The organism is Rhodoferax sp. (assembly GCF_028689295.1).
GTDB lineage: Bacteria > Pseudomonadota > Gammaproteobacteria > Burkholderiales > Burkholderiaceae_C > Rhodoferax.
In genome coordinates this window covers 1-24,081 of record NZ_JAQTWL010000012.1, presented here as the reverse complement: position 1 = coordinate 24,081, position 24,081 = coordinate 1, and the positions used below count along the sequence as shown (strand labels likewise).

23 protein-coding genes and 1 CRISPR repeat array are annotated in these 24,081 nt (G+C 58.2%); of the genes, 18 read left to right on the top strand and 5 right to left on the bottom strand.

Annotated features, from left to right (window positions below; translation table 11 throughout):
* Positions 1 to 12 precede the first annotated feature (12 nt).
* The gene (locus PHF15_RS11295; protein WP_300121226.1) at positions 13 to 1,014 is read right to left on the bottom strand and encodes a PstS family phosphate ABC transporter substrate-binding protein; all 1,002 of its coding nucleotides are present in this window, start codon (positions 1,012 to 1,014) and stop codon (positions 13 to 15) included.
* Between the two features lie 215 nt (positions 1,015 to 1,229).
* Between PHF15_RS11295 and PHF15_RS11290 the strand changes: the two genes are divergently transcribed.
* Both PHF15_RS11290 and ppk2 read left to right on the top strand, forming a co-directional pair.
* Entirely contained in the window at positions 1,230 to 1,514 is a 285-nt protein-coding gene (locus tag PHF15_RS11290; RefSeq protein WP_300121225.1) for a hypothetical protein, read from the top strand.
* A 51-nt stretch (positions 1,515 to 1,565) separates the two neighbouring features.
* Positions 1,566 to 2,483, top strand: coding sequence for a polyphosphate kinase 2 (ppk2, locus tag PHF15_RS11285; protein ID WP_300121223.1), 918 nt, complete (start codon positions 1,566 to 1,568; stop codon positions 2,481 to 2,483).
* Here the strand turns inward: ppk2 and PHF15_RS11280 are convergent.
* Entirely contained in the window at positions 2,477 to 2,677 is a 201-nt protein-coding gene (locus PHF15_RS11280; protein WP_300121221.1) for a hypothetical protein, read from the bottom strand. The two genes, ppk2 and PHF15_RS11280, sit on opposite strands and share 7 nt — an antisense overlap.
* On the opposite strand from PHF15_RS11280, the gene PHF15_RS11275 reads away from it, so the two are divergent.
* Positions 2,664 to 2,972 carry a hypothetical protein gene (locus PHF15_RS11275; protein WP_300121219.1) on the top strand — a complete coding sequence of 103 codons (309 nt, stop codon included), beginning with the start codon at positions 2,664 to 2,666 and terminating at the stop codon, positions 2,970 to 2,972. The two genes, PHF15_RS11280 and PHF15_RS11275, sit on opposite strands and share 14 nt — an antisense overlap.
* 9 nt (positions 2,973 to 2,981) lie before the next feature.
* Here the strand turns inward: PHF15_RS11275 and PHF15_RS11270 are convergent, their stop codons facing one another.
* The 3 genes from PHF15_RS11270 to PHF15_RS11260 form a co-directional block, all read right to left on the bottom strand.
* Positions 2,982 to 3,605, bottom strand: a complete 624-nt coding sequence (locus PHF15_RS11270) for a phosphoribosyltransferase family protein (RefSeq protein ID WP_300121217.1) — start codon at positions 3,603 to 3,605, stop codon at positions 2,982 to 2,984.
* 20 nt (positions 3,606 to 3,625) lie between these two features.
* Positions 3,626 to 4,030: a c-type cytochrome gene (locus PHF15_RS11265; RefSeq protein WP_300121215.1), complete on the bottom strand. Its 405-nt coding sequence runs from the start codon at positions 4,028 to 4,030 to the stop codon at positions 3,626 to 3,628.
* A gap of 296 nt (positions 4,031 to 4,326) precedes the next feature.
* Positions 4,327 to 6,288 carry an alkaline phosphatase PhoX gene (locus tag PHF15_RS11260; protein ID WP_300121214.1) on the bottom strand — a complete coding sequence of 654 codons (1,962 nt, stop codon included), beginning with the start codon at positions 6,286 to 6,288 and terminating at the stop codon, positions 4,327 to 4,329.
* A gap of 201 nt (positions 6,289 to 6,489) precedes the next feature.
* Here PHF15_RS11260 and PHF15_RS11255 point away from each other — a divergent pair, with 201 nt between their 5' ends.
* The 15 genes from PHF15_RS11255 (at position 6,490) to cas2 (PHF15_RS11185) (ending at position 20,191) form a co-directional block, all read left to right on the top strand.
* A complete protein-coding gene (locus tag PHF15_RS11255; RefSeq protein WP_300121213.1) occupies positions 6,490 to 7,440 on the top strand; it encodes an alpha/beta hydrolase in 951 nt (316 codons plus the stop codon).
* A complete protein-coding gene (locus PHF15_RS11250; protein WP_300121212.1) occupies positions 7,437 to 8,753 on the top strand; it encodes an MFS transporter in 1,317 nt (438 codons plus the stop codon). The genes PHF15_RS11255 and PHF15_RS11250 overlap by 4 nt, the downstream gene beginning before the upstream one ends.
* A gap of 74 nt (positions 8,754 to 8,827) precedes the next feature.
* Positions 8,828 to 9,289, top strand: a complete 462-nt coding sequence (gene sixA / locus PHF15_RS11245; protein WP_300121211.1) for a phosphohistidine phosphatase SixA — start codon at positions 8,828 to 8,830, stop codon at positions 9,287 to 9,289.
* A 165-nt stretch (positions 9,290 to 9,454) separates the two neighbouring features.
* Positions 9,455 to 9,580, top strand: a complete 126-nt coding sequence (locus PHF15_RS11240; RefSeq protein ID WP_300121210.1) for a hypothetical protein — start codon at positions 9,455 to 9,457, stop codon at positions 9,578 to 9,580.
* Between the two features lie 110 nt (positions 9,581 to 9,690).
* Complete coding sequence (gene cmr1 / locus PHF15_RS11235) at positions 9,691 to 10,821, top strand: type III-B CRISPR module RAMP protein Cmr1 (protein WP_300121209.1); 1,131 nt, start codon at positions 9,691 to 9,693, stop codon at positions 10,819 to 10,821.
* A gap of 7 nt (positions 10,822 to 10,828) precedes the next feature.
* A complete protein-coding gene (gene cas10, locus PHF15_RS11230; RefSeq protein WP_300121207.1) occupies positions 10,829 to 12,883 on the top strand; it encodes a type III-B CRISPR-associated protein Cas10/Cmr2 in 2,055 nt (684 codons plus the stop codon).
* Complete coding sequence (locus PHF15_RS11225; protein WP_300121205.1) at positions 12,880 to 13,965, top strand: type III-B CRISPR module-associated Cmr3 family protein; 1,086 nt, start codon at positions 12,880 to 12,882, stop codon at positions 13,963 to 13,965. Before cas10 ends, PHF15_RS11225 begins: the two co-directional genes overlap by 4 nt.
* A gap of 53 nt (positions 13,966 to 14,018) precedes the next feature.
* Positions 14,019 to 14,846 (top strand): type III-B CRISPR module RAMP protein Cmr4, encoded by an 828-nt coding sequence (gene cmr4 / locus PHF15_RS11220; RefSeq protein WP_300121203.1) that lies wholly within the window; start codon positions 14,019 to 14,021, stop codon positions 14,844 to 14,846.
* Positions 14,847 to 15,272: a type III-B CRISPR module-associated protein Cmr5 gene (gene cmr5, locus PHF15_RS11215; protein WP_300121201.1), complete on the top strand. Its 426-nt coding sequence runs from the start codon at positions 14,847 to 14,849 to the stop codon at positions 15,270 to 15,272. It abuts the gene before it with no gap.
* Positions 15,269 to 16,354 (top strand): type III-B CRISPR module RAMP protein Cmr6, encoded by a 1,086-nt coding sequence (cmr6, locus tag PHF15_RS11210; protein ID WP_300121199.1) that lies wholly within the window; start codon positions 15,269 to 15,271, stop codon positions 16,352 to 16,354. Before cmr5 ends, cmr6 begins: the two co-directional genes overlap by 4 nt.
* Positions 16,355 to 16,359: 5 nt before the next feature.
* On the top strand, positions 16,360 to 17,223 hold the full coding sequence (locus PHF15_RS11205) for a hypothetical protein (protein WP_300121197.1): 864 nt from the start codon (positions 16,360 to 16,362) through the stop codon (positions 17,221 to 17,223).
* 6 nt (positions 17,224 to 17,229) lie between these two features.
* Positions 17,230 to 17,724: a DUF1874 domain-containing protein gene (locus tag PHF15_RS11200; RefSeq protein ID WP_300121195.1), complete on the top strand. Its 495-nt coding sequence runs from the start codon at positions 17,230 to 17,232 to the stop codon at positions 17,722 to 17,724.
* A gap of 62 nt (positions 17,725 to 17,786) precedes the next feature.
* A complete protein-coding gene (gene cas1, locus PHF15_RS11195) occupies positions 17,787 to 19,538 on the top strand; it encodes a CRISPR-associated endonuclease Cas1 (protein WP_300121319.1) in 1,752 nt (583 codons plus the stop codon).
* A gap of 26 nt (positions 19,539 to 19,564) precedes the next feature.
* The gene (cas2, locus tag PHF15_RS11190) at positions 19,565 to 19,897 is read left to right on the top strand and encodes a CRISPR-associated endonuclease Cas2 (RefSeq protein WP_300121193.1); all 333 of its coding nucleotides are present in this window, start codon (positions 19,565 to 19,567) and stop codon (positions 19,895 to 19,897) included.
* Between the two features lie 9 nt (positions 19,898 to 19,906).
* Positions 19,907 to 20,191: a CRISPR-associated endonuclease Cas2 gene (gene cas2 / locus PHF15_RS11185; protein ID WP_300121191.1), complete on the top strand. Its 285-nt coding sequence runs from the start codon at positions 19,907 to 19,909 to the stop codon at positions 20,189 to 20,191.
* A 168-nt stretch (positions 20,192 to 20,359) separates the two neighbouring features.
* Positions 20,360 to 23,913: direct repeats of the CRISPR family, unit length 36 nt; unit sequence GATCAAACTGATTGGGGCTCACGCCCTGTTTGAAAC.
* Positions 23,914 to 24,081 lie beyond the last annotated feature (168 nt).

Genomic DNA, 24,081 nt, shown 5'->3' with positions numbered 1-24,081 from the left:
TGAAAGTTTTGCTTAATTTTTGGCTTCGCGCTTGACCAGTTCTTCGATGCTGACGCCAATTTCATTCTTGCCGCCAAATACAGTGCCCTTCTTACCGTCTGCGATGTGCTTCAGGTTGGACTTGTAAACCGCTGCAGGGAGCGCCACATATTTGACTTCGTTAGCCATCTTGCCGCCATGTTCCATGTAGAAATCGATGAATTTTTTGACTTCAGGCTTGGCAAGCGACTTGGCCTTGACGTAAATGAAAATCGGACGCGACAGGGGTTGGTAAGAACCATTTTCCACCGCAGCGGCGCTCGGTGCCACAGCCGGCTTGCCAGGAGCAGCAATGATCGGCAAGGCCTTCAACTTGGCGGTGTTTTCAGCATAGTAGGCATAGCCAAAATAGCCCATGGCGTTCACGTCTCCTGCCACACCTTGCACCAGCACGTTGTCGTCCTCAGACGCCGTGAAGTCGCCGCGGCTGGATTTGGCCTTGCCAACAATGGCTTCGGTGAAATACTCAAAGGTGCCGGAATCAGAGCCAGCACCAAACAGCTTCATGGGTTGGTCTGGCCAGGCCGGGTTGACCTGATTCCAACGCAGAACTTTGCCTTGAGATGCGGGCTCCCAGACGGCTTTGAGTTCAGCCACCGTGGCTTCCTTGAGCCAGGTGTTCTTGGGGTTGATCACGACGGTCAGGGCATCAAATGCGACCGGCAATTCAAAGTACTCGATACCAGCCGCCTTGCAAATTTCCATTTCCTTCAGCGTGATCGGGCGAGACGCGTCAGCCACGTCAATTTCGTCACGGCAAAACTTCTTGAAACCACCGCCGGTGCCGGACACACCGACCGTAACTTTGTAGCCCTTGTTGGCTTTCTGGAAATCTTCTGCAACTCCTTCGGTGATCGGGAACACCGTGCTGGAGCCGTCCACCTTAACCACCTGCGCTGTGGCAGCCAGAGGAATAGCACTCAGGAATCCGAGCGCGGAGGTAGCCAAAATTGATTTGATGAGACTATTTTTCATGAGGAATCCTTTCGTTGAATCGATCAGTTGTTGAACCATATCCGGTTCGACGAGGTGTAATTTACGACACCTATATGTCAGAACTGTGACAATCCAGACCTTATTTGAAAGGCTTGGCAACAAGTCCCCATTCATGCCAGTGTCACTGAAGTGTCATCAAAATTACGGCAACTATCAGCTATCCTAGGTCAAACACGAAATGAATGGAAAAACACATGCTTGCCATCAAAAAAGCCCGCAAACTGATTGAGGCCAACCCGGGCGATCCCGCCGCGCAAATCATTGCCGCACTGGTGCTCGCGCTCGAGAGCGAGTCCAGCATTTCCGTGGCAGGGCTTTACGCGCTCGACGACAAGCGTTTCGAGTTGGCCTTGGAAATCCTGAACGAGTGGCGGCTCGATCGGCATTACGCCAGCAAACTGCGCCTGCTCGATTCCAGCACAATGGTGCAGGCCTTGGGCAAAATTCCGCAGGATTCGCCTGTGCAAGATTCAAGATAGACAAGCAAAACTGTGTCGAGCAATTACAAAAAACCATCCCGGGAGCTGGACTTGGATTTCAATGAGAAAAAACTCATTCAACGCATCCGCCGCGATCTGGCCGACAGCAATGACGAAGAATTCGAACTGGAGCTAGAAGACCACAATCTCGATGCCGCCGCCGGGCGTGCAGTGGACATTGAGTCCGAGGAGTACAGAAACAGCAGAAAACTGTACTTCCGCGAACTGTTCCGGCTCCAGGCCGAATTGGTCAAGTTGCAGGACTGGGTCGTCAAGACCGGCCAAAAAATTGTGATCCTGTTCGAGGGGCGTGATGCCGCTGGCAAGGGCGGCACCATCAAGCGCATCACGCAGCGTCTGAATCCGCGGGTTTGCCGTGTCGCGGCTTTGCCGGCTCCGAACGCCCGCGAGCAAACCCAGTGGTACTTTCAGCGCTATGTGGCGCACCTGCCCGGCGCCGGTGAAATGGTCTTGTTCGACCGCAGTTGGTACAACCGGGCGGGAGTGGAGCGGGTCATGGGATTTTGCTCGGACGAGCAATACGAAGAATTTTTTCGTTCTGTGCCCGAGTTCGAAAAAATGCTGCTGCGCTCCGGCATCAAACTGGTCAAGTACTGGTTTTCAATTTCTGATGAAGAACAGCAAATCAGGTTTTTGGGGCGAATTCATGACCCCCTCAAGCAATGGAAACTCAGCCCGATGGACATGGAATCGCGCCGCCGCTGGGAGGAATACACCAAGGCCAAGGAAGTCATGTTCGAGCGCACCCACACCCCGGAATCGCCCTGGTGGGTGGTGCAGGCCGACGACAAGAAAAAAGCCCGGCTCAATTGCATCCACCATTTGTTGAGCCAGTTCGACTACCACGAAGTTGTACATCCGCCGATCATGCTGCCACCGCGCGAACGCAATGACGACTATGTGCGCCTGCCCGTTCCGAATGAAATCCTGGTGCCTGAAATTTATTGATTGTTTGAATCGAGGAACATGAGCATGTCAACCACCCAGCCGAATGATTCTGTCGCGCATCCTGACACAAGCATGGCCACGAAACCCACAGCAAGCCTTGCAGCCGCCAACAAGGCCACGTCCGGCGCTGCCAAGGCCCCGGTCAAACGAGTTTCTGCAAACAGCAGGAAACCGATGCCAATGCCTGTGGTCAAGTCGACCGTCAAGGCTGTCAAAACAACCTTGGCGCCGGCAGACAAACCAGCTTCCAGCAAGCTGCTCAAACCCAAAAAAATCAAATTGGTGCGCGACAGCTTTACCATTCCCAAGCTGGAATACCTGATGCTCGACGCCCTGAAGCTGCGCGCTGGCGCGCTGGGGAAATCCGTCAAGAAAAATGAGCTGGTCCGCGTCGGCATCAAGGCGCTGGTGACCATGCCGGACAGCCAGTTTTTGGCCGCCGTCACGGCGCTTGCGCCCATCAAGACCGGCCATACGTCTAAAGACTGACAGCGGCATTCAGGCTTGCCGCAAGATATTGATCACTTCATCATCGTCCACCTGCGGAAAGTCGCGGTAGAACTGGCCCACGGCCTGAAAAAAGTCGGGCGCCTCAAGGCACACCACTTCATCAGCCAGATCAACCACTTTGACCAGCGTATCGGGCGGCGCAACAGGCACGGCACAAATCAATTTGGCGGGTTTCATGGTGCGCAGACCATGAAGCGCCGAGATCATGGTGGCGCCAGTGGCCAGCCCGTCGTCGATCACGATCACGATGCGGCCAGCCGGGCTGATAGGTGGCCTGATCGGCGTGTACTGGGCGCGGCGCTGGCGAATGGTCGCCATCTGGTCACGCTTCTCTGCCTCGATGTAGTCGGCGCTGCCGCCATAGGCCCTGGCGTCATCGGCCAGATAAGTCCAGCCGCTCTCATCGACCGAGCCAATGGCCAACTCTGGCTGCTGCGGCGCGCGCAACTTGCGCACCAGCACCACATCGAGTTCACCAGCGAGCTGGTCGGCAATGATTTTGGCCATCGGCACACCGCCGCGCGGAATGGCCAGGATCAGCGGATGCTTGCCCCGGTAGGCCTTGAGCTGGTCGGCCAGGCGATGGGCCGCTTCATCGCGATCTTGAAACATGGCGAGAGCGCAAAACCACGCTATTTCACCTGGATGCGCGCCAGGTAGTCGAGCAGTGAGCCAATGCGGTTGCGCGCATGCAGGTCAGCGGGCTGGGTGTCCTCGGCGCGGTAAATGTAGCCCCACACCGGCATCTCACGCGCGCCATGCGCCCCGATCGCAGCCGAAGACCTGCCGTCGATCACCTCCCATGCGTATTGGACCGGGAACACACCCCCATGACGTTTGGCCAGGGTGGTCAGGTCCGAAGGCGTTTTGGTCAAGAACGACCTCACCGCACCGTCGCCTTTGGCGCTGACGCCATGGCAACTGGCGCAACTGGCAGCGTACTCGTTTTTTCCGAAATCAAAATTCGTCTGCGCAAAACTTGCACTGCTCACGGCGATGAGCCAAACTGCCGACAAAAACACGGATGACTGCTTCATGATTTACCTCCATTGGTCAGTTGAAATCCATCAATGCGAGGATGCAGTTTCCCTGTCTGGATAAATCAGCACTTGATAATTCGCAAGATGATGGCAACCTTCGATTCAGCGCCGCCACACCAAAGTACAGGATGCCCTGCCGTTCGAAGCCACCAACCTGCTCATCCGGCCGACAGTTCCCTATTGATGCGGCCCGCTGATGTTTTAAGTTCCGTTCGGGCTGAGCCTGTCGAAGCCCTTCGACAAGCTCAGGGCAAACGGTTCACACTGAATCGGGCCGAATCATTAGATGCAGCTTAAAGCGCTGGCAAACCGCTGATGTAACCGATCGCCGCGCTCTTCTTGTTATTCCATTTGGCATTGATCAGCGGGTCAACTTCAGCTTGAATGACCGAGTGAATCGAGCCCCAATCGCCCGGGTGCTGAAAGTTGCCCAGAATGTAGGCAAAGCCGTTCAGGTTGTCCACCGCTTCCAGGCCGGTCGCTTCACCGCCTGCGGGCACCGACAGGATGCGCGACAGCTTTTTGGTGTCCACGTTGTAGGCCCAGACAAAGTTGTTGACGTGCTGGCCAGAGTCTTCGCCAATGAACAGCGTGCGCATTTTTTCCGAAAACTTGAGGTTGTCCGCATTGGCGATTTTGTCCACGTTGCCAGTGTTGCCGAAGGCATCAGCAGCCTGATCTTGCCCGACCAAGGCCGGGATGGCGGCCATCATGGAAGGCACCCAGTCGCTGCCAATGGTGGCACCATTGCTGTCCTTTTGCGCCGTGGACAGCTTCAGCTCGTAGGTAGCGCCAGCGCTGATTTTCCCGACCTGAATGTCGCCTGCGGTGTCGCTCATGCTCTTTTCGATGCGGGACATGGCCACGTAGGCCAGCTTGTCCTTGCGGTTCAGCGCCACACCTTCCATCTTGCTGAACTCCAGCGTGGCTCCCAGAAATGCGGCGTAGCGATGGGTTTCCAGGAAAGCAGCAGCAACTTCCTTGCCTGCGGCAAACTTGACCCATTCGGTCGTGCCGTTGAAGGCAATTTTTGTGAAGCTGGCATCCGCCGGGTCGGTGGTGACCACGGTCACGATGTCGCTGGCCGTCAAGCTGTCGGCCAGGCCTTTCACTTCGGCGCTGCTGGCATGACCCATCTTGAGCCAGCCCAGCGTGGCGGCGCCACCGGCTGTGGCTGCGGTTTGCGTCCACTTGGCCACATACAGGGTGCCGGCGCTCAGGTCTTTCTCTTTGTCGGCAATGAACATGAACAAACCGGTGTTGGCGCCATCGTCGCCCATCAGCACGGTCTTGTTGTCGGGGCACACTTCAACCAGTTCGCGGGCCACACGGCCCAGGCAGTAATGCTTGACGATGGTCGCGCTGCCGTCGGGCTTGACAGTCACTTCCGGCACATGCGCGTAATGGTAAGGGTTGGCCTTGGTCGCGTCGCCGAACAGGTTCTGGCTGAAGGCCTGAAACATGGTGTTGCCGGCAATATTGACGGCATCGGGTTCGTATTCTTCGCTGGACAAAAAGGTGTTCCAGGGCGACAGGCTGGAGGCGCAGGTAATCCAGAGTCCATCAACCGGTTTGGTGTCCACGGTGAAGTGCTTGACCGCCTTGAGGGCACCGCTGGTCTTGTCCTGGTCCAGCGTGGTCACGGAAATTTGCGATGGCAGTTTCCCGTACATATCGGCACCGGCGTTGTCGCTGCTTTTGTACTCGTACTGCGTCACCAGGAACAGGGTATTGCCAGTGACACCCGGCACGGTCGGGTTGGCCAGGGCGATCAGCTCATTACCGTCCGGGCAGTCGGAATAAAACGGTTCAGGCGTTGCGCCCGAGTGGTCGATGATCGGGTTGCCATCGATGTCGTAGTAGGCACCGGCAATCACACTGGCGCTGCCGTTCTTGAGGGTGTCACCGGTCTTGAAAATGGTGTTGTAGGCGAGTGCCTGGGTTTTGCTGGTGGCATCGGAGTAGCCCAGCTTGACGCTGGCGCTGGTGTAAATGTCGGCGCGCAGGGCTGCAGTGGTCGGGGCCGCCATGCCCAGGAACTCAACCGAAGTCAGCGTGGCGGGGCTGACGACAGCTTCGTCGTCGCTACCACCACAGGCGCTCAGGCCAAAGGTGGTCAGGCCCATGGCCGCGAAGCCGCCCAGCGCGCCCTTGAGCACGTGGCGGCGCGGCAGGCAGGCCTGGCTTGCGGCAGTGCCGAGCACAGACAAGGCGTTTTCAGAATTCAGGGAAATGGCGGAATTGGGTCGGGTCATGAAAAAGCTCCGTTACGTTGAAGAGAACTTGAATCTAGTGTGCGGGTGTGACAAGCCCGTGACCAAAAAAAGAAGATTTGGTGAAACCTCACCGCGCGTCTTGTCCACTCAGTAAAGCATCGCCCTAGCCCGTCATGTCCCTGCTCCGCTTGGGCAGCCCCTTGTTAACATGCCCGTCTTGGCATTTTTACTGGGACACCTATGCAACAGACAAGCTGGACGCCCGATGTGCTGCCTGGCTTTGAGCAAACCAAGCTGACCGGCCGCGCGGCTTTTGATGGCCCCGCGGATGCCGTGCTGGTGCGCCGGCGCTGCAATTGCAAAAGTGCAAGAGCCGTTCTGTATGTGCACGGCTTTGTGGATTACTTTTTCCAGACCCATCTGGCGGACTTCTACAACCAGGCTGGGCTGCATTTTTATGCGATTGATCTGCGCCGCCACGGCCGGGCCATGCGCGCACGGCAGTTGCCCAACTTCACCCGCAGCATCGACGACTACCTGGAGGATGTCGATGCGGCCATTCATGTCCTCAAAACCAGCGAAGCCGTTGACTGGCTGCTGCTCAACGGCCATTCCACCGGGGGACTGGTGACCGCCCTTTACGCGCACCGTGGCGCGCAGCGCGCAGCGGTGAATGCGCTGTTCCTGAACAGCCCGTTTCTCGACATGAATCTGCCGCCCTGGCAGGAACGCTTTCTGGAGCCAGTGCTGGCGGCCCTGGGAGCGTGGTGGCCGACCCTGGTCATCCCGGTGACAACCACGGTTTACGGCAAGAGCCTGCACGCCGATCATCATGGCGAATGGCGCTACGACACGCTGTGGAAACCCATTGCTGGTTTCCCCGTTTACGCCGGCTGGTTTCGCGCCATTCACCGCGCCCATGCAGAGGTCGCCCGCGGGCTGTCGATCCATTGCCCGGTGCTGGTGATGCACGCCCGGCGCAGCAGCTGGCTCAAAGAGTGGACGCCTAACGCCATGAGCACCGACGTGGTACTGGATGTGGCCGATATGCAGCGCCTGGCGCCCGGGCTGGGACGTCAGGTCAAGCGGGTCGCGATTGAGGACGGCATGCACGACCTGGTGCTGTCGCAAGCGGCGGTCAGAGCCAAGGTGTTTGCCGAATTGAAGGCCTGGCTGGTGGCGATTTCATGACTCTTTTTTCGCAGGCCGCGCTGCAACCCGGCGTGCGCAAGCGTGAAGTCTTTGGCTGGGCCATGTACGACTTCGCCAATTCGGGCTACACCACGGTGGTCATCACAGCCGTCTTTGCCGCCTATTTTGTCGGTGGTGTGGCGCAGGGCGCGCCCTGGGCCACATTGGCCTGGACCGCAGCACTGAGCTTGTCCAACGCCGTCGTCATGCTCACCATGCCAAGCCTGGGTGCCTATGCCGACCTGCGCGCGGCCAAGAAACGCCTGCTGACCCTGTTCACGGCGGGCTGTGTGCTGGCCACGGCGGCGCTGGCGCTGGTCGGCCCCGGCAGCGTGGCGCTGGCCGTCGTCTTGATCGTGGTGTCCAACACTTTTTACGCCTGGGGTGAATCGATGACGGCGGCGTTTCTGCCCGAACTGGCGCGCGCGGAATCGCTGGGCAAGGTCAGCGGCTGGGGCTGGAGCTTTGGCTACTTCGGCGGCATGCTGGCGCTCGGCCTGTGCCTGGCTTATGTGATGTGGGCGCAAGGCCAGGGCCAAAGCGCGTCGCAGTTTGTGCCGGTCACGATGCTGATCACGGCAGCGCTGTACGGCTCGGCCGCGCTGGTCACCTTTGCCCTGCTCAAGGAGCGGGCGCAGCCCAACCCGGCAGCGCTGGGGCAAGGCGGCTTCAAGGCCGCCATGCAGCAGTTGCACCGCACCTTTCAACAGGCAAGGCAGTTCAAGGACTTCATGTGGCTGCTGGCCTGCGCGGTGTGTTACCAGGCCGGCGTGGCAGTGGCCATTGCGCTGGCGGCCATCTATGCCGAGCAAGTGATCGGCTTCAAGCAGCAAGAAACCATGGTGCTGATCTTTGTGCTGAACATTGCCGCAGCAGCCGGCGCTTTTGCCTGGGGCTACCTGCAAGACCGCATCGGTCACAAGATTGCGCTGGCCATCACCCTGCTGGGCTGGATTGCCACCTGCGTCATCGCCGCGCTGGCTGGCAGCAAGGGCGACTTCTGGTACGCCGCGGTGATTGCCGGCCTGTGCATGGGCAGCAGCCAGTCGGCCGGGCGCGCCATGGCCGGCCTGTTTGCGCCGCAGCGCCAGGTGGCCGAGTTTTATGGCCTGTGGACCTTTGCCATCCGCCTCGCCAGCATCGTCGGCCCCTTGAGCTACGGTCTCATCACCTGGGCCACCGGTGGCGACCAGCGCACCGCCATCCTGAGCACCTCGGTGCTGTTTGTGCTCGGCCTGTTGCTGCTGGTGCCGGTGAACCTGCAGCGCGGACGCGCGGCAGCGCTGCACGCCGACCAGCGAGCCAGCACCTAACCCATGCCAACGCGGCTCACCACGCCACCCGGCCCTGTCTTGTCACTGTCATATTTCATGACTATATTGGCATCATGGACCTGATTTTGTGGCGCCACGCCGAGGCGCAGGAATGGACGCAAGGCTGTGACGACATGGCCCGGCGCCTGACCGCGCGCGGCGAAAAGCAGGCCGCGCGCATGGCAGGCTGGCTCGACCGACAATTGCCCGACAACACCCGTATTTTTGTCAGCCCGGCGCGCCGCACCGAGCAGACCGTCAGCGCCTTGGGCCGAAAGTTCAAAATCAAAGAAGAACTCGGCCCTGAAGGCACGGTGGCCCAATTGCTGGAATTGGTGCAGTGGCCGGATGCCAGGGGCTGTGTGCTGGTCGTCGGCCACCAACCCACCCTGGGGCAAACCATTGCCCAATTGATCGGACTCAATGACACCGAATGCCCGGTCAAAAAAGGGGCCGTCTGGTGGCTGCGAAGCCGACAGCGTGATGACCTGCTGCAAACCCTGATCGTCTCGGTGCAATCACCCGAATTGCTGTAATCGAAAACCACATGAACATACTGAAAAGTTTCTTTATTCATGCTGGATCGGTTTCCCTTGCGCGAAGGCAGCACGGCGGCAGCCGCACTCGCCATTTACTTGTGAACCGCACAGCTCGCCGTGTCCTTCGGCTTTAACTATTGCTAGCTTTCCGAGCACCACAATATGACCAGTATTGCCAGTGCTGCCGAAGCCGTGTTGGTGGCACACTTTACCGCAGACATGCAACGCATTCATGTCGGCTCGGGTGGCATCATGCTGCCCAACCGTGCGCCACTGGCGACCTATTGAAAAATGCCGTGGATACGCAGGTATAGAATAATTATCTGGTCAAGCTGATCGTTGCAAGTCCGGTCAAGCAAACTGCACTGGTTGTAGCAACTTGCCGAAGGACATACTGAATGCACCACCGCATCACTGCCAAGTTTTCTTTGAACACGCCCTTATTTTCGTCGGGAGCGGACGAAACAAAACCTGAGTTGCGGGTGAGTGAAATCAAGGCGGCGCTTCGGTTTTGGTGGCGGGCGATGAATTACCAGCTGGTTGACGCCGCGTCGGGAAACTGCCAGACACTGGCCGCGCGCGAGAGCGAATTGTTCGGTAGCACAAAAGGCCAGAGTCCATTCCTGTTGCGGGTGGTTGCAAACCATGTCGATGCTCTTCAACTCAAATCCGCCACCGAGCTGGTTGCGAACGGCAACACACGGTACCTGGGCTATGGGCTGACTGAAACGGGTGCAAACAGGTTTGGCAAAGCCGCTGACTCTGGCCCAACATTCACCATTGAACTCACTCTCAAGCCAGCCGCATGTGCCAGTCAGCAGGAATACGTCAATGTACTGAAGCTATTTGGCATGTTTGGTGGACTTGGCTACCGCAGTCGTCGCGGTTTTGGCAGCGTCACGCTGCAAATGCTTCGAATTGACGACAGAGATCAGGCCTTGCCAACAGCATCCGCTGATTATGAAGCGGTGTTCGCAAGTGTCTTGCGAGATATCCCGACAGCCGCCGCCACTGTAGCCGCGCCTGTGTATTCGGCGTTTGTCCGGGATAGACGGTTTTGTCGCGTGGTGCTCGTCAACAAGCCACCACAGCAGTTTCAGACAGGCATAGGCGCCCTGAACGCGATCGCAAAAGCGTTCAAGTCCCTGCTTACCGAGATACCGGCTGCAGGCGGTTCTCGCCTGCAGAATAGAGTTGCCTTGTCGTCACCCGACGACGTTAGCTGGGCCTACCTTGGCTTGCCTCGTGGTTACGGAAAGGGCTCGCTTGACCACAAACCCAAGGCGCTGTCGGACAGAACGGATTTGAAGGAGCTAGATCGGCGTGCCAGTCCCTTGCTGTTGCACGTCTATCGTGACAATGCCAGCGGGACGTATGGCGTTGTTGCCATCCTATTCAAGTCAGATTTCTTGCCATACGGTTATGGCGTTGCGGCCAGTTTAGGCACGGCCAAGTCGCTTCCGACACCCCCTGCCAATGGCTATGCATGGATCGATACATGGCTTGACACCATTGGCACGGACATCTAGGTAAACCATGACGCACATCCTCCACTTCACCATCTCCCCGGTCCAAACCTTCATCGGGCAGTCGCGGCGCACGCGTGACCTGTGGTCATCCTCCTTTCTACTGTCCTGGCTTTCGGGCGTGGCCATGGCCCAGGTCCATAAGAGCGGCGGGCGCATCCTGTTTCCGTCGGTGCTTGACGGTGACGCCATCACCGACGATCTGCTGCGCGCCATACTGGGCAACGCCGACAAGGCGCCCTTCATCGGCACGCTGCCCAACCGGTTCAAAGCAGAAGTTGCAGCGGACTTCGATCCGAGTAAATGTTCGGATGCGGTGCATACGAAGTGGGGCGAGTTGGCAACCCTGGTGCGCCAGCGGTTTCTTCCACTTACGGCCCTCAAAGACAAGAATCTGATCTTCGTGCCAAGCAAGAAGCAGAAGAATCCCAACGCGCAAAACAAGACCTTGACTGAAAGCCTATGGGACCAGCAGGTCGCCAACTTCTGGGATGTTCAATGGGTCAAGGGTGTAGCGCCTGCGGATGGCGGTGATGCACGTTGGCTGGATCGGCGCAAAAACTGGCGCCAGCATATCCAGCCCGACCAGCAGGAGCCGGGCGATGCCTGCAGCCTCATGCCCGGCTCTGTGGAGTTGTCGGGCCACATTCGCAGCCGTAGCCAAGAGTTGCGCAAGAAGCAAGACGATTTCTGGGCGGCGGTCCGCGACCACGTGCCCGGCGTTCACCATGGTCAAGGGCCACGCAACCCCGGACCGGGCCGTCTGAATTTGCGCGACGACGAACGGCTCTGCGCCGTCGCCTTTGTCAAGCGGCTCTGGCCCAAGCTCCACCCGGATGACATCAAGGAGGTGTTGGGCTGGGTGCCAGACCGCATTACCCAGAGCGCGGGCAACTGGCCCTCCACGGCCTACATGGCAGCACTGCCGTGGATCAAGAAGGTTTACGCAGAGGCGGACCCAGCGCGCCGCGCCCGCTGCGATGCGTATGTGGATGCGCTCAACGCCGCCCGCGTCCACCCGAGCGCAGCCAAGACACAGGAAGGTCTGTTCAGCGAAACGCTCAATCAGATCGAAGGCATTGAGGCACGCCCGTATTTTTGTACCCTGGATGGGCAGCTGTTTTATGAGGACGGTTTACAGGCTGCGGCCAAGGAAGGGCTGCTTGCGCCCAATAGTGTGCTGCCGCTGCAGAAGCAACTGGCGAAGATCGATCCCGACGGCAAGCCCTCGCCGTTCTATGCCGTGCTGCGCATGGACGGCGACAATGTCGGCAAGCTTATTGGCCGCGAGGCGGGTGCCGTTTCCCGTGCCTTGAGCGACTTTGCTGGCAAGGTGCAGCGCATCGTCGATACGGAGCACCACGGCGCCGCGCTCTATGCCGGTGGTGACGACGTGCTGGCCTTGCTGCCACTAGACGATGCCATTGGCTGCGCGCAGGCGCTGCGGCACGCCTACCAGGAGGCGATGCACAGGCAGCAATTGGACGGGACCATCAGCGCGGGCATTGTCTTCGCGCACTATCACTTGCCTTTGTCGTTCGTCATGGCCGAATCGAGCCGTTTGCTGGACGACATCGCCAAGACCGAGAACGGGCGCAACAGTGTGGCCGTGACGGTCCATAAACCCGGCGGGCAGCACTTGCAGTGGGTTGCGTGCTGGGACGCTGCGGTGGATCAGCTCGCGCCCCTGGCCACTGTGCTGGACTTGGCGGGAAAGTTCCGCACCGGGCAAGACGCCGCGAAGCGCGATGTCCCCTTGTCCAGCGGCTTCCTTTACCGCATACGCGAGCGATGGGGCGACCTGGCACCCAGAGACCTGCAAGGGCAGCGCGAGTTGGGCATTCCGCAACAGGAGGTGGAACAGCTCTGGGCCGCCGACCTGTTATCCAATCGCGACCTTGGAGAAGTCAACGACGACTCGCGGGCGACGGCGCTGGCTCTGGCCAGCCAACTGTTCGCCATCAGCCGCGACAACCGAGCCACCACCCCCGCACCGCCGACGCTCCTGGCGGAAGACGGTGGATTGCTGGTGCGCTTTCTTGCCACCAAGGGAGTACAGCGATGACACAGTGGCTAAGACTTACCGCACTTGACACCCTGTTCTTCAGGGGGCCTGAGCGCTTCGACGCCGAGGCGGGCGGCGGTGCCTACCTGAGCAGCGTGTTCCCGCCACATCCCGGCACCGTGTTCGCGGCGCTCAACAGCGCATTGCTCAATGGTGCCGGATTGGCCCACGACCCGGCCTTCGATCATGAAGACGGCCTGCGCGCCCGTCCAGGGCACCACATCAGCCGCGGGCCGTGGCTGGGCAACCACGACCACGATCTTCTTTTGCCCGCGCCGTTGGCGTTGCTGGGCGACGCCAATGGCGCGGTCCATTTGTTGCGCCCGAGTCGGGAGAAATTCCAGACCGATCTCGGCGAAAGCGTGCATCTGCCTGAGGCACCCGAGGCAGCTGATGGCGTCAAAGCCCTCGAAGACACATGGCTGACGGTGAGTGCCTATCAAAGTTGGCTCGACGGCCAGGCACCCGCGCGTGCGGGCCATGTGGCCACCAAGACCTTGTGGTCCACGGAACGCCATACGGGCCTGGAGCGAGACCTTGTGAATCGCGCCGCCATCGAAGGGCGGCTCTATAGCGCGGCGCACATACGGCTGGGCCCCCATACTGATTTGCTTGTCAATCTGCCTAAGACGCCCGCTGCAAAGCCGTGGGGGGCTGCGCCCCATCTGCCCTTGGGCGGTGAAGGCCGCGCCGTCTGGGTAGAGCGAATGTCGGCACCCGTTGCACTGCCGAAGCCCGCGCAGCTTGCCCCCGATGCTGACGGCAAGCTGCGCTACACGCTCAGCCTCATCACCGCCGGCCTGGGCGCCGCTTGGGGCACGGGCCCAGGCAAATCGGTGCAAGAGGGCGTTCCAGGGCGCATCGTGTGCTGCGCCCTGGGACGGCCGCTGCGCATTGGCGGCTTCGACACGCAAATGAGGATGCCCGAACGCGTGCGCAGCGCCCGAGCGGCCGGCAGCGTCTGGTGGCTGGAAGCCGACGCAGCCGACCAGGCCGCCGTCATGAATCTTCACAACAGCTGCATAGGCGCTGCCAGTGGGCAGGGTTACGGCCACGTGATGGTCGGTGCCTGGGCGCTGTAAGGCAAACCCGATTCAACGATTCCAAAGGACGAACTGATATGACTGCTCCCATCTTGCTGGGCTTGATTGCCGAGACACCCATTCACTACGGCGCGGAAACCGGCGGCGGCGCCATTGACCTGCCCGTGGCGCGCGAGGCCGCCACACACTACCCGGTTATTGCCGGCTCGGCGTTCAAGGGGGCACTCAAGGACTGGTTTGGCGAGGGCTCCGTTTACACCGGTAGTGAGGCGAACGCCGGGCAACTCATCTTTTCTGACATACGTCTGCTGCTGCTGCCAGTGCGCAGTCTGGCTGGCAGTTACGCCTGGGTCACCTGTCCGCTTCTGCTGGAGCGATTGCAGCGCGATGCGCAACGGGCAGGGAAGCCGGCGGCTGCAGCATTCACGATCCCCGCTGTAGCGAGCGGGCAATATCACAGTGCCAACCCGGAATCGCCGCCTCAGCTTCAGCTTGAAGAGCGGCAATTTGACAAGGCAGCCCCAGCGAACCCGCAGCAGCTCACTGGGCTCGTCGCGGCCCTGCAGTCCCTTATTGCGCACCCCAACGCCAAAGCACGCATCCCTATGCAGCTGGTGGTCTTGAGTGATGCCGACTTCGCCTGGTTCGCCGAATTCGCCTTGCCAGTGAATGCGCACAACGTTCTCGACGAAAACAAGACTTCAACCAACCTATGGTACGAAGAAACCCTGGCGCCTGACACCGTGATGTACGGGCTGATACTTCCGCGCCCGACTTTGAAACCGGAAGATCAACGTGAAGCGATGAAGGCCGCACGCAAGGAGTTGACAGGCCGGCCACACCTCCAAATTGGCGCCGGCGAAACCACCGGGCTGGGTTGGTTTTCTCACAACTGCACCGCGCAGCAACAGGGGGCGTAAATGGCCACAGAACTACTAGCCCAGCAACGCGCCAGAGATGCGCTTGAACAGATCGCAAACATTGTCAATGCCCCCGGCGCTCCCGCGAGTTACGGCAACTATCTGGCATACGTCAAAGCCCTGCCCGCCAACATCCGCAGCCTGGGGCTCGGCCAATCGCTGGCCTTTGCGCTGGCAAAAGCAGAGGGGGACTTGGACAAGCCCTACGGCCTTCTCTATTCTCACGTCACGGGGTGGCTCTGCAAGCGCCTTATTTTCGGATCCGATGCCACGCCAGAGAACTTCATGGTCAAACTGACCGCTGGCAACCAGGACAAATACCTGCGCGCCCAAATAGAAGCCATGGCCTACCTGGAGTGGTTGAAGAAATTTGCCGTTGCCAAACTCAAAAAGCCCGAAGGAAACGCGGCTGGGGCCGACGAATGAAGCGCCCTGTTTACGACGCACTTGCGGCGTTGACCGAACGCCGCGGTCACGCTGGACTGTGGTACGAAAAGTATTGCAACCAATGGGTTGGCGACGAGCCACTCAAATGGAGTCTCGCCGCAAAGAAGATACCTGGCGCACCGGCTCAAGACAAGGAAGGTCCAAAACTCAAATGGATCAAGACAGTTATCGGCACCGACTATGCCAAGCAAGCGCCACTGCCACTCCTGGCAGAACATCTGTCACGTCAATGGGCGCTTTGTGCCAGCCGCAATGGCCTGTCACTTTACTTTGAAACCACCAGCCGTTTGGTCGTGGGCATGGGCCAAGACCACCCGGTTGAAAACGGGTTCCTGTGGCACCCCACGCTGGGCCTGCCCTACATCCCCGGTAGCAGCATCAAGGGCATGCTCAATGCGTGGCTGCGTGACTGGGTGGGCGATGAAACATTTCGCTGTTGGTTTGAAAAACTGCACGTCGGCACAAGTTCCAAAGGTGTCGGCGAGCTAATTTTCTTTGACGCATTGCCCGTCGAAGTGCCCAGACTGGAGGCCGATGTCATCACCCCGCACTACGGTCCTTACTACCGCGATCCCGGACACATTCCACCTGCCGATTGGCACAGCCCGACGCCGACGCCATTCTTGACCGTGGCCGAAAAGACGAGGTTCATGTTTTCAATTGCGCGGCGCGACGGCAAAGCTCTGAACACGGGTGATCCGGAAGCGGAGGCGACAAGAGGCGCAATGCGCAATGCGCTGGAGACTATCGGGATTGGCGCCAAGACTGCGGTTGGCTACGGACGGCTTAAGTTCAATGCCATTTTGAAGGCGCCACCGACATCGCCCGATCTGGTCGCGATGGCAGATCCGTTGAGGGATTTCAAAGCGACATGCAAGAGCTTTGGCTCTATCGGCCGAAATAAGGGTAGTCAAAACACCTTGGTGAAGGCCCTAGAGGCACTGCAGGCCCCACCGAGCACTCTGTACCCAGCGGCATTGGATTACCTGCGCAATAGCCTTGGCACAACCAAAGGTGACTGCGGACCTGGTCTCAAGGCCCACCTCTTTCCAGGACAGTAGCAACCATGTCGCCATCAACTTCGCGCGCCCTGCGCACACTGCCACCGGCAATTTTGTTTGTTCTGCTCGGCACCTGGACTGCAGACGCCATTAAAGGAGTGCCCCCGTTCTTCGACTGGTTCAGCGCGACGCCAGCGCCACTTGCAATGAAGGCACTCATTGCAGTCGCGTTGTTCATTTCTATGTGCGCTGCCGCGTTCTGGCTCTACACCACCCGATCAGCCTGGGGTGAACCGCCGAGGGTTCTCAAACAAACGACAGGTGGCGTTCCACGCAAGGTGCTGGTTGTCACGCTTTCAACGCCGCCTGAGCAGGTCAAAGGATTCGATTTGGGAGGCGGAAAATCCATCGTGCTGTATGAAAACGCGGCCGACAACCTCATGCCCATTCCCACGCCTGCCGCAGCAAAGGCCGACATGAAGCGTCACAACTGGCAGCAAGCGCTACGGGCAGTCGATCACCATGCAAAAGATCTGGAGTTGCTGATCATGGTGCCGTCAAGCGGGGCCGGAGGTTCGGCGCAAAAGACGAAGCAATTCATTCAATGGATGGAACACTATCAAAACAGTACCGACTGGGCCCGACCCGCTGGGACCAAACCGTTCCTTATTCGGGAGGTTGAAGCGGTCGATTTCGAAGATTTCAAGGGGCTGCAACACGCCTACACGCAAGCCATCGAGTTGGCCAAGGCTGAACATTACGTGGAGTCTGATGTCGTGATCGACGTAACCGGCGGGCAAAAAACCACCAGCATCGCTGGCGCCATGGTCACGCTGACTTCGGATGCTGATTTTCAATACATCCAGACTGTTCCACCCTATGGGCTCATTACCTATTCGCTTGTGAACGAAAGCCATAGCGTTGGGTAGAAGCAAATGCTCTACCTCCTCAACGCCCCTATCCTCACCGCCTACGGCCGGTGGGACTTCACCGGGCCACTTACCGACGCGCAGGCGCGCGAACGTTTGGCCCCGGGGTTTGAAAGCGCCATTGGTCACCCGGCCGCCGCGCAGTTGCTGGAACACCGCTTGCAAATGCCGGTGCCTGTCGCGCGGCGCAGCGTGATGTTGCAGCCGGGCGATGCCGCTCTGGTGCTGCGTTTTCTGCAACGCCTGCCGGAAGGGCGGGTCTTGAGTCTTGACGAGATGAGCGCACTGCCCATAGAACTCGGCTGGCTGCAGCGCCTGAGCTGCTCGGCACTACAGCGGCGCCCGCGCGGGAAACCCTTATGCCAGCCTCGCTCCTGCGCCGCGTCCTCTCCACCAGCAACCTGCTGCAGGCATGGCAAAAGAACCTGGCCAACGACGGTGCACCCGGCATTGATGGCGTCAGTCTGCAAGACTTCGCGCTCAGTGCGCCGACCCGGCTGAAGGCGCTACAAAAAGAAGTGCTGCGCGGCGACTACCAGCCGCAGCCCGTCAAGCGCGCCTGGATGCCACGCGAAGGTAAAACGCCGCGCGCTCTGGCCATACCCACGGTAAAAGACCGCGTGCTGCAAACTGCTGTGGCGCTGGTTCTCAGCCCCATTTTTGAGCTGGAATTTGAGTCGGTCAGCTACGCCTACCGACCCCAGCGCAGCGTGCAAAAAGCAGTGGCGCGCATCGCCGAACTGCGCGATGCCGGTTTTCGCTGGGTGGTGGATGCCGACATCAGTGCTTACTTCGACACCATCGACCACCAGCGCTTGCGGCAACTGGTGGCGCGCCATGTGCCCGACATCCGTTTGCAGACCCTGATCGGCCAATGGCTGAACGCGCCGATTGACGAAGGTGGCCTTCGCACGGTGCCCACCCAGGGCATCGCGCAAGGCTCGCCGCTGTCGCCACTGCTGGCCAACCTGTACCTTGATGAGTTGGACGAAGCGATTCTGGGGCAAAACCTGCATCTGGTGCGCTACGCCGACGACTTCATCATTTTGTGTCGGGAAAAGGCGCGGGCCGAAGATGCCCTGGAACTCACCGGCACCGTACTGCAAGACCTCAAGCTCGGGCTCAACAGCGACAAAACCCGCATTGCCCATTTCAGCCACGGCTTCCGGTTTCTTGGCAAGCAGTTTTTCAACAACGACATCACGGACGCACACGCCCTACCTCAGACGACGCCGCAGCCGCCGCTCCTTCAAGAATCCGAGCCACAACTATCCACCAGCAACGAGCCCGATGCGAGCGCCGCGGCGCCCGAACCACCTGCCTACAGCTTTCGCACCCTGTACCTGCTCCAGCAAGGCTGCCAGTTGCGCAAGGACGGCGAGCAACTGTGCGTCACCAAAGACGGCGCCACCCTGAGCCAGATTCCGGCCCACCTGCTGGACCTCGTGCTGATCTATGGACACAACCAGATCACCACGCCCGCATTGCAGTTTTGCTTCGAGCACGCCATCCCCGTGGCTTACCTGACCGCGCAAGGGCGCTTTTGCGGAGTGGCCGATGCGATGGACCTGCGCGCCGTTGAACTGCAAATGCTCCAGGTGCAACGCCACGCCGACGTCGCGTGGCGCCTGGAAACTGCACGCGCCATCGTGCGCGGCAAGCTTGAAAACAGCCGCCTGGCGCTGCAACGTGGTAGCCGCCATCGGCAAGCCGACACCCATGGCAGCGAATTCATGCTGCGCGACCTGGCATCCCACACCAAAGGCGCTGACACCCCGGAAACCCTCAACGGCATTGAAGGTGCCGGGGCTAGGGAATACTTTGGGGCGTGGGCCCAATTGCTGCCCGAGGGTTGGTGCTTTGAAGGCCGCAACCGGCAACCGCCGCTGGACCCCGTCAACGCCTTGCTCTCTTATGGCTACACCCTGCTGCACTGGAACGTGTATGCCCTGTTGCGCGCGCGCGGGCTCAACCCACATTGGGGTGCCTACCATGCCTTGCGCCCCGGCCACGCGGCGCTGGCGTCTGACTTGATGGAAGAGTTTCGCCCCCTGCTGGTGGACCGGTTGGTGCTCAAGCTCATCCACGCCGGAACAGTGCAACCGGGACAATTTACCGTTAGCAAAGCAGGCTGCGAAATCCAGCTTGATGCCAGGCGCTCGCTGATTGAAGCTTTTGAGGCGCAACTCGCCAGCCCCATTCAGCACCCCGATGGTGGACTCATTGACTGGCGGCGCGTCATTGATGGCCAGGTATTGTTGTGGACGCGCGCCTTGCGCGGCCAGGCGGCTTACTGCCGCTTCGAGGTCCGGTAACCACAACTGCGCAAACGCCCTGAGATATGCCGCAACGCTGGATCATCGCTTACGACGTGGCCGACCCCAAGCGCCTGCGCCGGGTTGCCAAGCATCTTGAGGGCGTAGGCACCAGACTTCAAAACAGTGTGTTTGAGTGTGGCCCGCAGGCCTGGCAAGACGACAAACTGTGCGAGGCACTGAGCGGGCACACCGAACCTGAGCACGATGCGCTAAGCTACTATCCACAATGCACAGCCTGCCGGGAAAAAAGTACATGGCAAGGTAAGGGTGACATACCGGGGGAGGCGCCCTCCACGCCCGCAGCACAGCGCGCGCGATCCCTGCGTCTGAGCCCACCAGCCTACTGGTTGGTGTAAATTGCTGGCATGTCTTGTTACCGATACCTTGTGATCTACGACATTGCTCACCCGGGTCGTCTGCAACGCGTCGCACGGGTGTTGGAGGGGTTTGGTCAGCGCATGCAAAAGAGCGTGTTTGAATGCGAGCTTGACGCAGCAGAACTGGAAGAACTTCAAGCCAGGGTTCTGCGGTGCATACGTACCGATGAAGACGCCGTGCAGTACCTGCGGCTTTGCGCGCGTGACAGCCAGCAAATACGACACGATGGCCCGGTGCGCCCTTTTGCCAGCCGCCACTACTACCTGATATGAAAAACTGCCCTCAACAAGGGGCTGCGAACCAGTGAACTTGCGCAGAGCATTGTTTTCATTGAAAAATGTGGCAAACTTAGTGCTGGAATTGCAGATCTTCCAGCTATTTTCCGCACGCGCCGAAAACCGCCCTGCAATCCACGATCTGCCGCCCTTCGCGGGGGAGCTGATCAAACTGATTGGGGCTCACGCCCTGTTTGAAACAGTTACCCTTGGTATCTTTCCAATGAGTGCCATGAGGATCAAACTGATTGGGGCTCACGCCCTGTTTGAAACGTATCTGATCCATAGCTCATATCAATTCTCCTTTGTGATCAAACTGATTGGGGCTCACGCCCTGTTTGAAACAAAACCGGCGCGTCATTGCCGCACACATCCATCATGGCGATCAAACTGATTGGGGCTCACGCCCTGTTTGAAACGAAGCAGTGTCGGTGGGTATCGCTTCGGATCCCGATCGATCAAACTGATTGGGGCTCACGCCCTGTTTGAAACCAATCGTGTAAAACGGGCGTTCGCCAATGAGTTTTTGATCAAACTGATTGGGGCTCACGCCCTGTTTGAAACATACCTTCAACGTCATTGGATGTGATCTTGAGTTTGATCAAACTGATTGGGGCTCACGCCCTGTTTGAAACCGGAGAAGCTCGTGTTCTGGATCATGTGCATAAAGAAGATCAAACTGATTGGGGCTCACGCCCTGTTTGAAACCACATCGCAAGCTGGAGAAATCGCTCGAAATCATCCATGAGATCAAACTGATTGGGGCTCACGCCCTGTTTGAAACTGGTCATGGCGTGTTCCTTGGTGGAAAAGTATTTCTGATCAAACTGATTGGGGCTCACGCCCTGTTTGAAACTTTTTGGTCGTTCAAGCAGAAGCCCAACAGTTGGGCGATCAAACTGATTGGGGCTCACGCCCTGTTTGAAACAAAGCATTGACGTAAGCCTGGATGCTTTTCCTGCGATCAAACTGATTGGGGCTCACGCCCTGTTTGAAACCGATAGCTGGCGTGTTGAGGGTCATCGATCGTTTGAGATCAAACTGATTGGGGCTCACGCCCTGTTTGAAACCTGGGTGCCAGGAGAAAGAGTGAAGACTTCTCCTTTGATCAAACTGATTGGGGCTCACGCCCTGTTTGAAACACAGTATCCGTTCGCGCAGTACAACCACATCGCTGGATCAAACTGATTGGGGCTCACGCCCTGTTTGAAACCCCAACCTGCCGCAAATTAGGCAGCACAGGCGGCTTGAGATCAAACTGATTGGGGCTCACGCCCTGTTTGAAACCATTGCTTGCAAGTCTCCAGCCCCGCGCCTGAATCCAGCGATCAAACTGATTGGGGCTCACGCCCTGTTTGAAACGCCATGATGTCTCCAAAAAAGAAAGGGCGACCGAAGATCAAACTGATTGGGGCTCACGCCCTGTTTGAAACAAATCTGCCAAAGCAGAAAACTGTGCTTTTCGGGATCAAACTGATTGGGGCTCACGCCCTGTTTGAAACAAAAGGCTGGTACAACTGCCGGAAAAGCAGTTGTGGGATCAAACTGATTGGGGCTCACGCCCTGTTTGAAACGCAATCGCCGGGGGGGTGATCGGGCGCCATGGCTCAGATCAAACTGATTGGGGCTCACGCCCTGTTTGAAACTATATTTCACAAGCATCTCAAGCACTTTAATTCCGTGATCAAACTGATTGGGGCTCACGCCCTGTTTGAAACCAAAGAGCCTGGTGTGGTAGCCGATGTTTTTAGCGAAGATCAAACTGATTGGGGCTCACGCCCTGTTTGAAACAGAGTTATACGTGAGGACCCAGTCCTTCACGCCCTTTGATCAAACTGATTGGGGCTCACGCCCTGTTTGAAACCTCTCAAAAAACGCCAGCGCCGTGGCCAACGGGAGATCAAACTGATTGGGGCTCACGCCCTGTTTGAAACACACTGCTGGCCTTGATAATGCTTTTGAGCGCAGAGGATCAAACTGATTGGGGCTCACGCCCTGTTTGAAACAAAATAAACCGCTTGATCCAGTCGCAATAGGTTTTTTGATCAAACTGATTGGGGCTCACGCCCTGTTTGAAACCTGATACGGTGAGCACGGGTACAGCGGCGGCATCGATCAAACTGATTGGGGCTCACGCCCTGTTTGAAACTTGACAGACTTGTTGAAACTCGGTGGTCGTCTGCTGATCAAACTGATTGGGGCTCACGCCCTGTTTGAAACCTCAATGTATGCAGGATTGATATTGTCGAGAGAGTGCGTTGATCAAACTGATTGGGGCTCACGCCCTGTTTGAAACTCTCTTTTTCGAAGCGTTTCTTCATTGGCTTTTCCTGATCAAACTGATTGGGGCTCACGCCCTGTTTGAAACCAAGGAGCTTCGCCACGAATTCAGGAATGTTGATGAGGATCAAACTGATTGGGGCTCACGCCCTGTTTGAAACGCACAAAGCCGCTTTCGATTGACCCGAGGGGATGAGGATCAAACTGATTGGGGCTCACGCCCTGTTTGAAACGCCTACAGCGAGGTTGATGTTTTTGATCTGCTGCGATCAAACTGATTGGGGCTCACGCCCTGTTTGAAACTTGATGGCTTCGGTGTCCTCACCCACGATGCGAGATCAAACTGATTGGGGCTCACGCCCTGTTTGAAACCGCGTGTCCACGATGTCGCGGTACAGGCCGTTGACCACGATCAAACTGATTGGGGCTCACGCCCTGTTTGAAACCCAAAAGGTGACACTGATATAGAACCAGTTAGCAGATCAAACTGATTGGGGCTCACGCCCTGTTTGAAACACAGGCTCCTGCCCCTTGATGCTGGCAAGCTCTGCGATCAAACTGATTGGGGCTCACGCCCTATTTGAAACTCGGCTGACAGCCGTAGATCAAGGACCATAGCCGAGATCAAACTGATTGGGGCTCACGCCCTGTTTGAAACATCAGTTCCTTTGCCACGTTCGCGTACGTGGTTTTGATCAAACTGATTGGGGCTCACGCCCTGTTTGAAACACAAACACCCACTGCCGGCTCACCTGCAAGAAAAAGATCAAACTGATTGGGGCTCACGCCCTGTTTGAAACATCAGGATGATGGCAGAAGTGAATCCACCAATCAAGCGATCAAACTGATTGGGGCTCACGCCCTGTTTGAAACGTTGTGCCGCTGCGTTGACGGGATCGGCCATTTGAGATCAAACTGATTGGGGCTCACGCCCTGTTTGAAACGAGCGTTGTCTATTGCTACCTTCTGCCGACTCGATCAAACTGATTGGGGCTCACGCCCTGTTTGAAACTTCAGCTTTGCTAAATCCCAATCGTGTGTACTTAGATCAAACTGATTGGGGCTCACGCCCTGTTTGAAACCGTTAAGAAAGCGTTTGCAAAATCTGCCACAGCAGAAGATCAAACTGATTGGGGCTCACGCCCTGTTTGAAACCCAGGTGACCTTGGGATCATCGAGCTTGAGGCTCTGATCAAACTGATTGGGGCTCACGCCCTGTTTGAAACCCGGTAACGCCCATGAATCCCCATCCGGAACCACGATCAAACTGATTGGGGCTCACGCCCTGTTTGAAACCCCATACCCAAGGGTCACCCCCACCAGCGTTCTTTCGATCAAACTGATTGGGGCTCACGCCCTGTTTGAAACTCCAGTAATTCACGATCTGTTTTCATTTCAATCCTGATCAAACTGATTGGGGCTCACGCCCAGTTTGAAACATGTGACGGATTGAAGGGCGTAGCAGTTTTGGAGATCAAACGTAAGCGCCCAGCAAACCCATCTTGAATTGAGCGCTCAGATCTCGCAAGATCGTGTGCACGTAACCGATCGTGCACACCATGCTCAAAGAACCAGACCTTGCCAGATATTCGACCCGGCGCACCCAC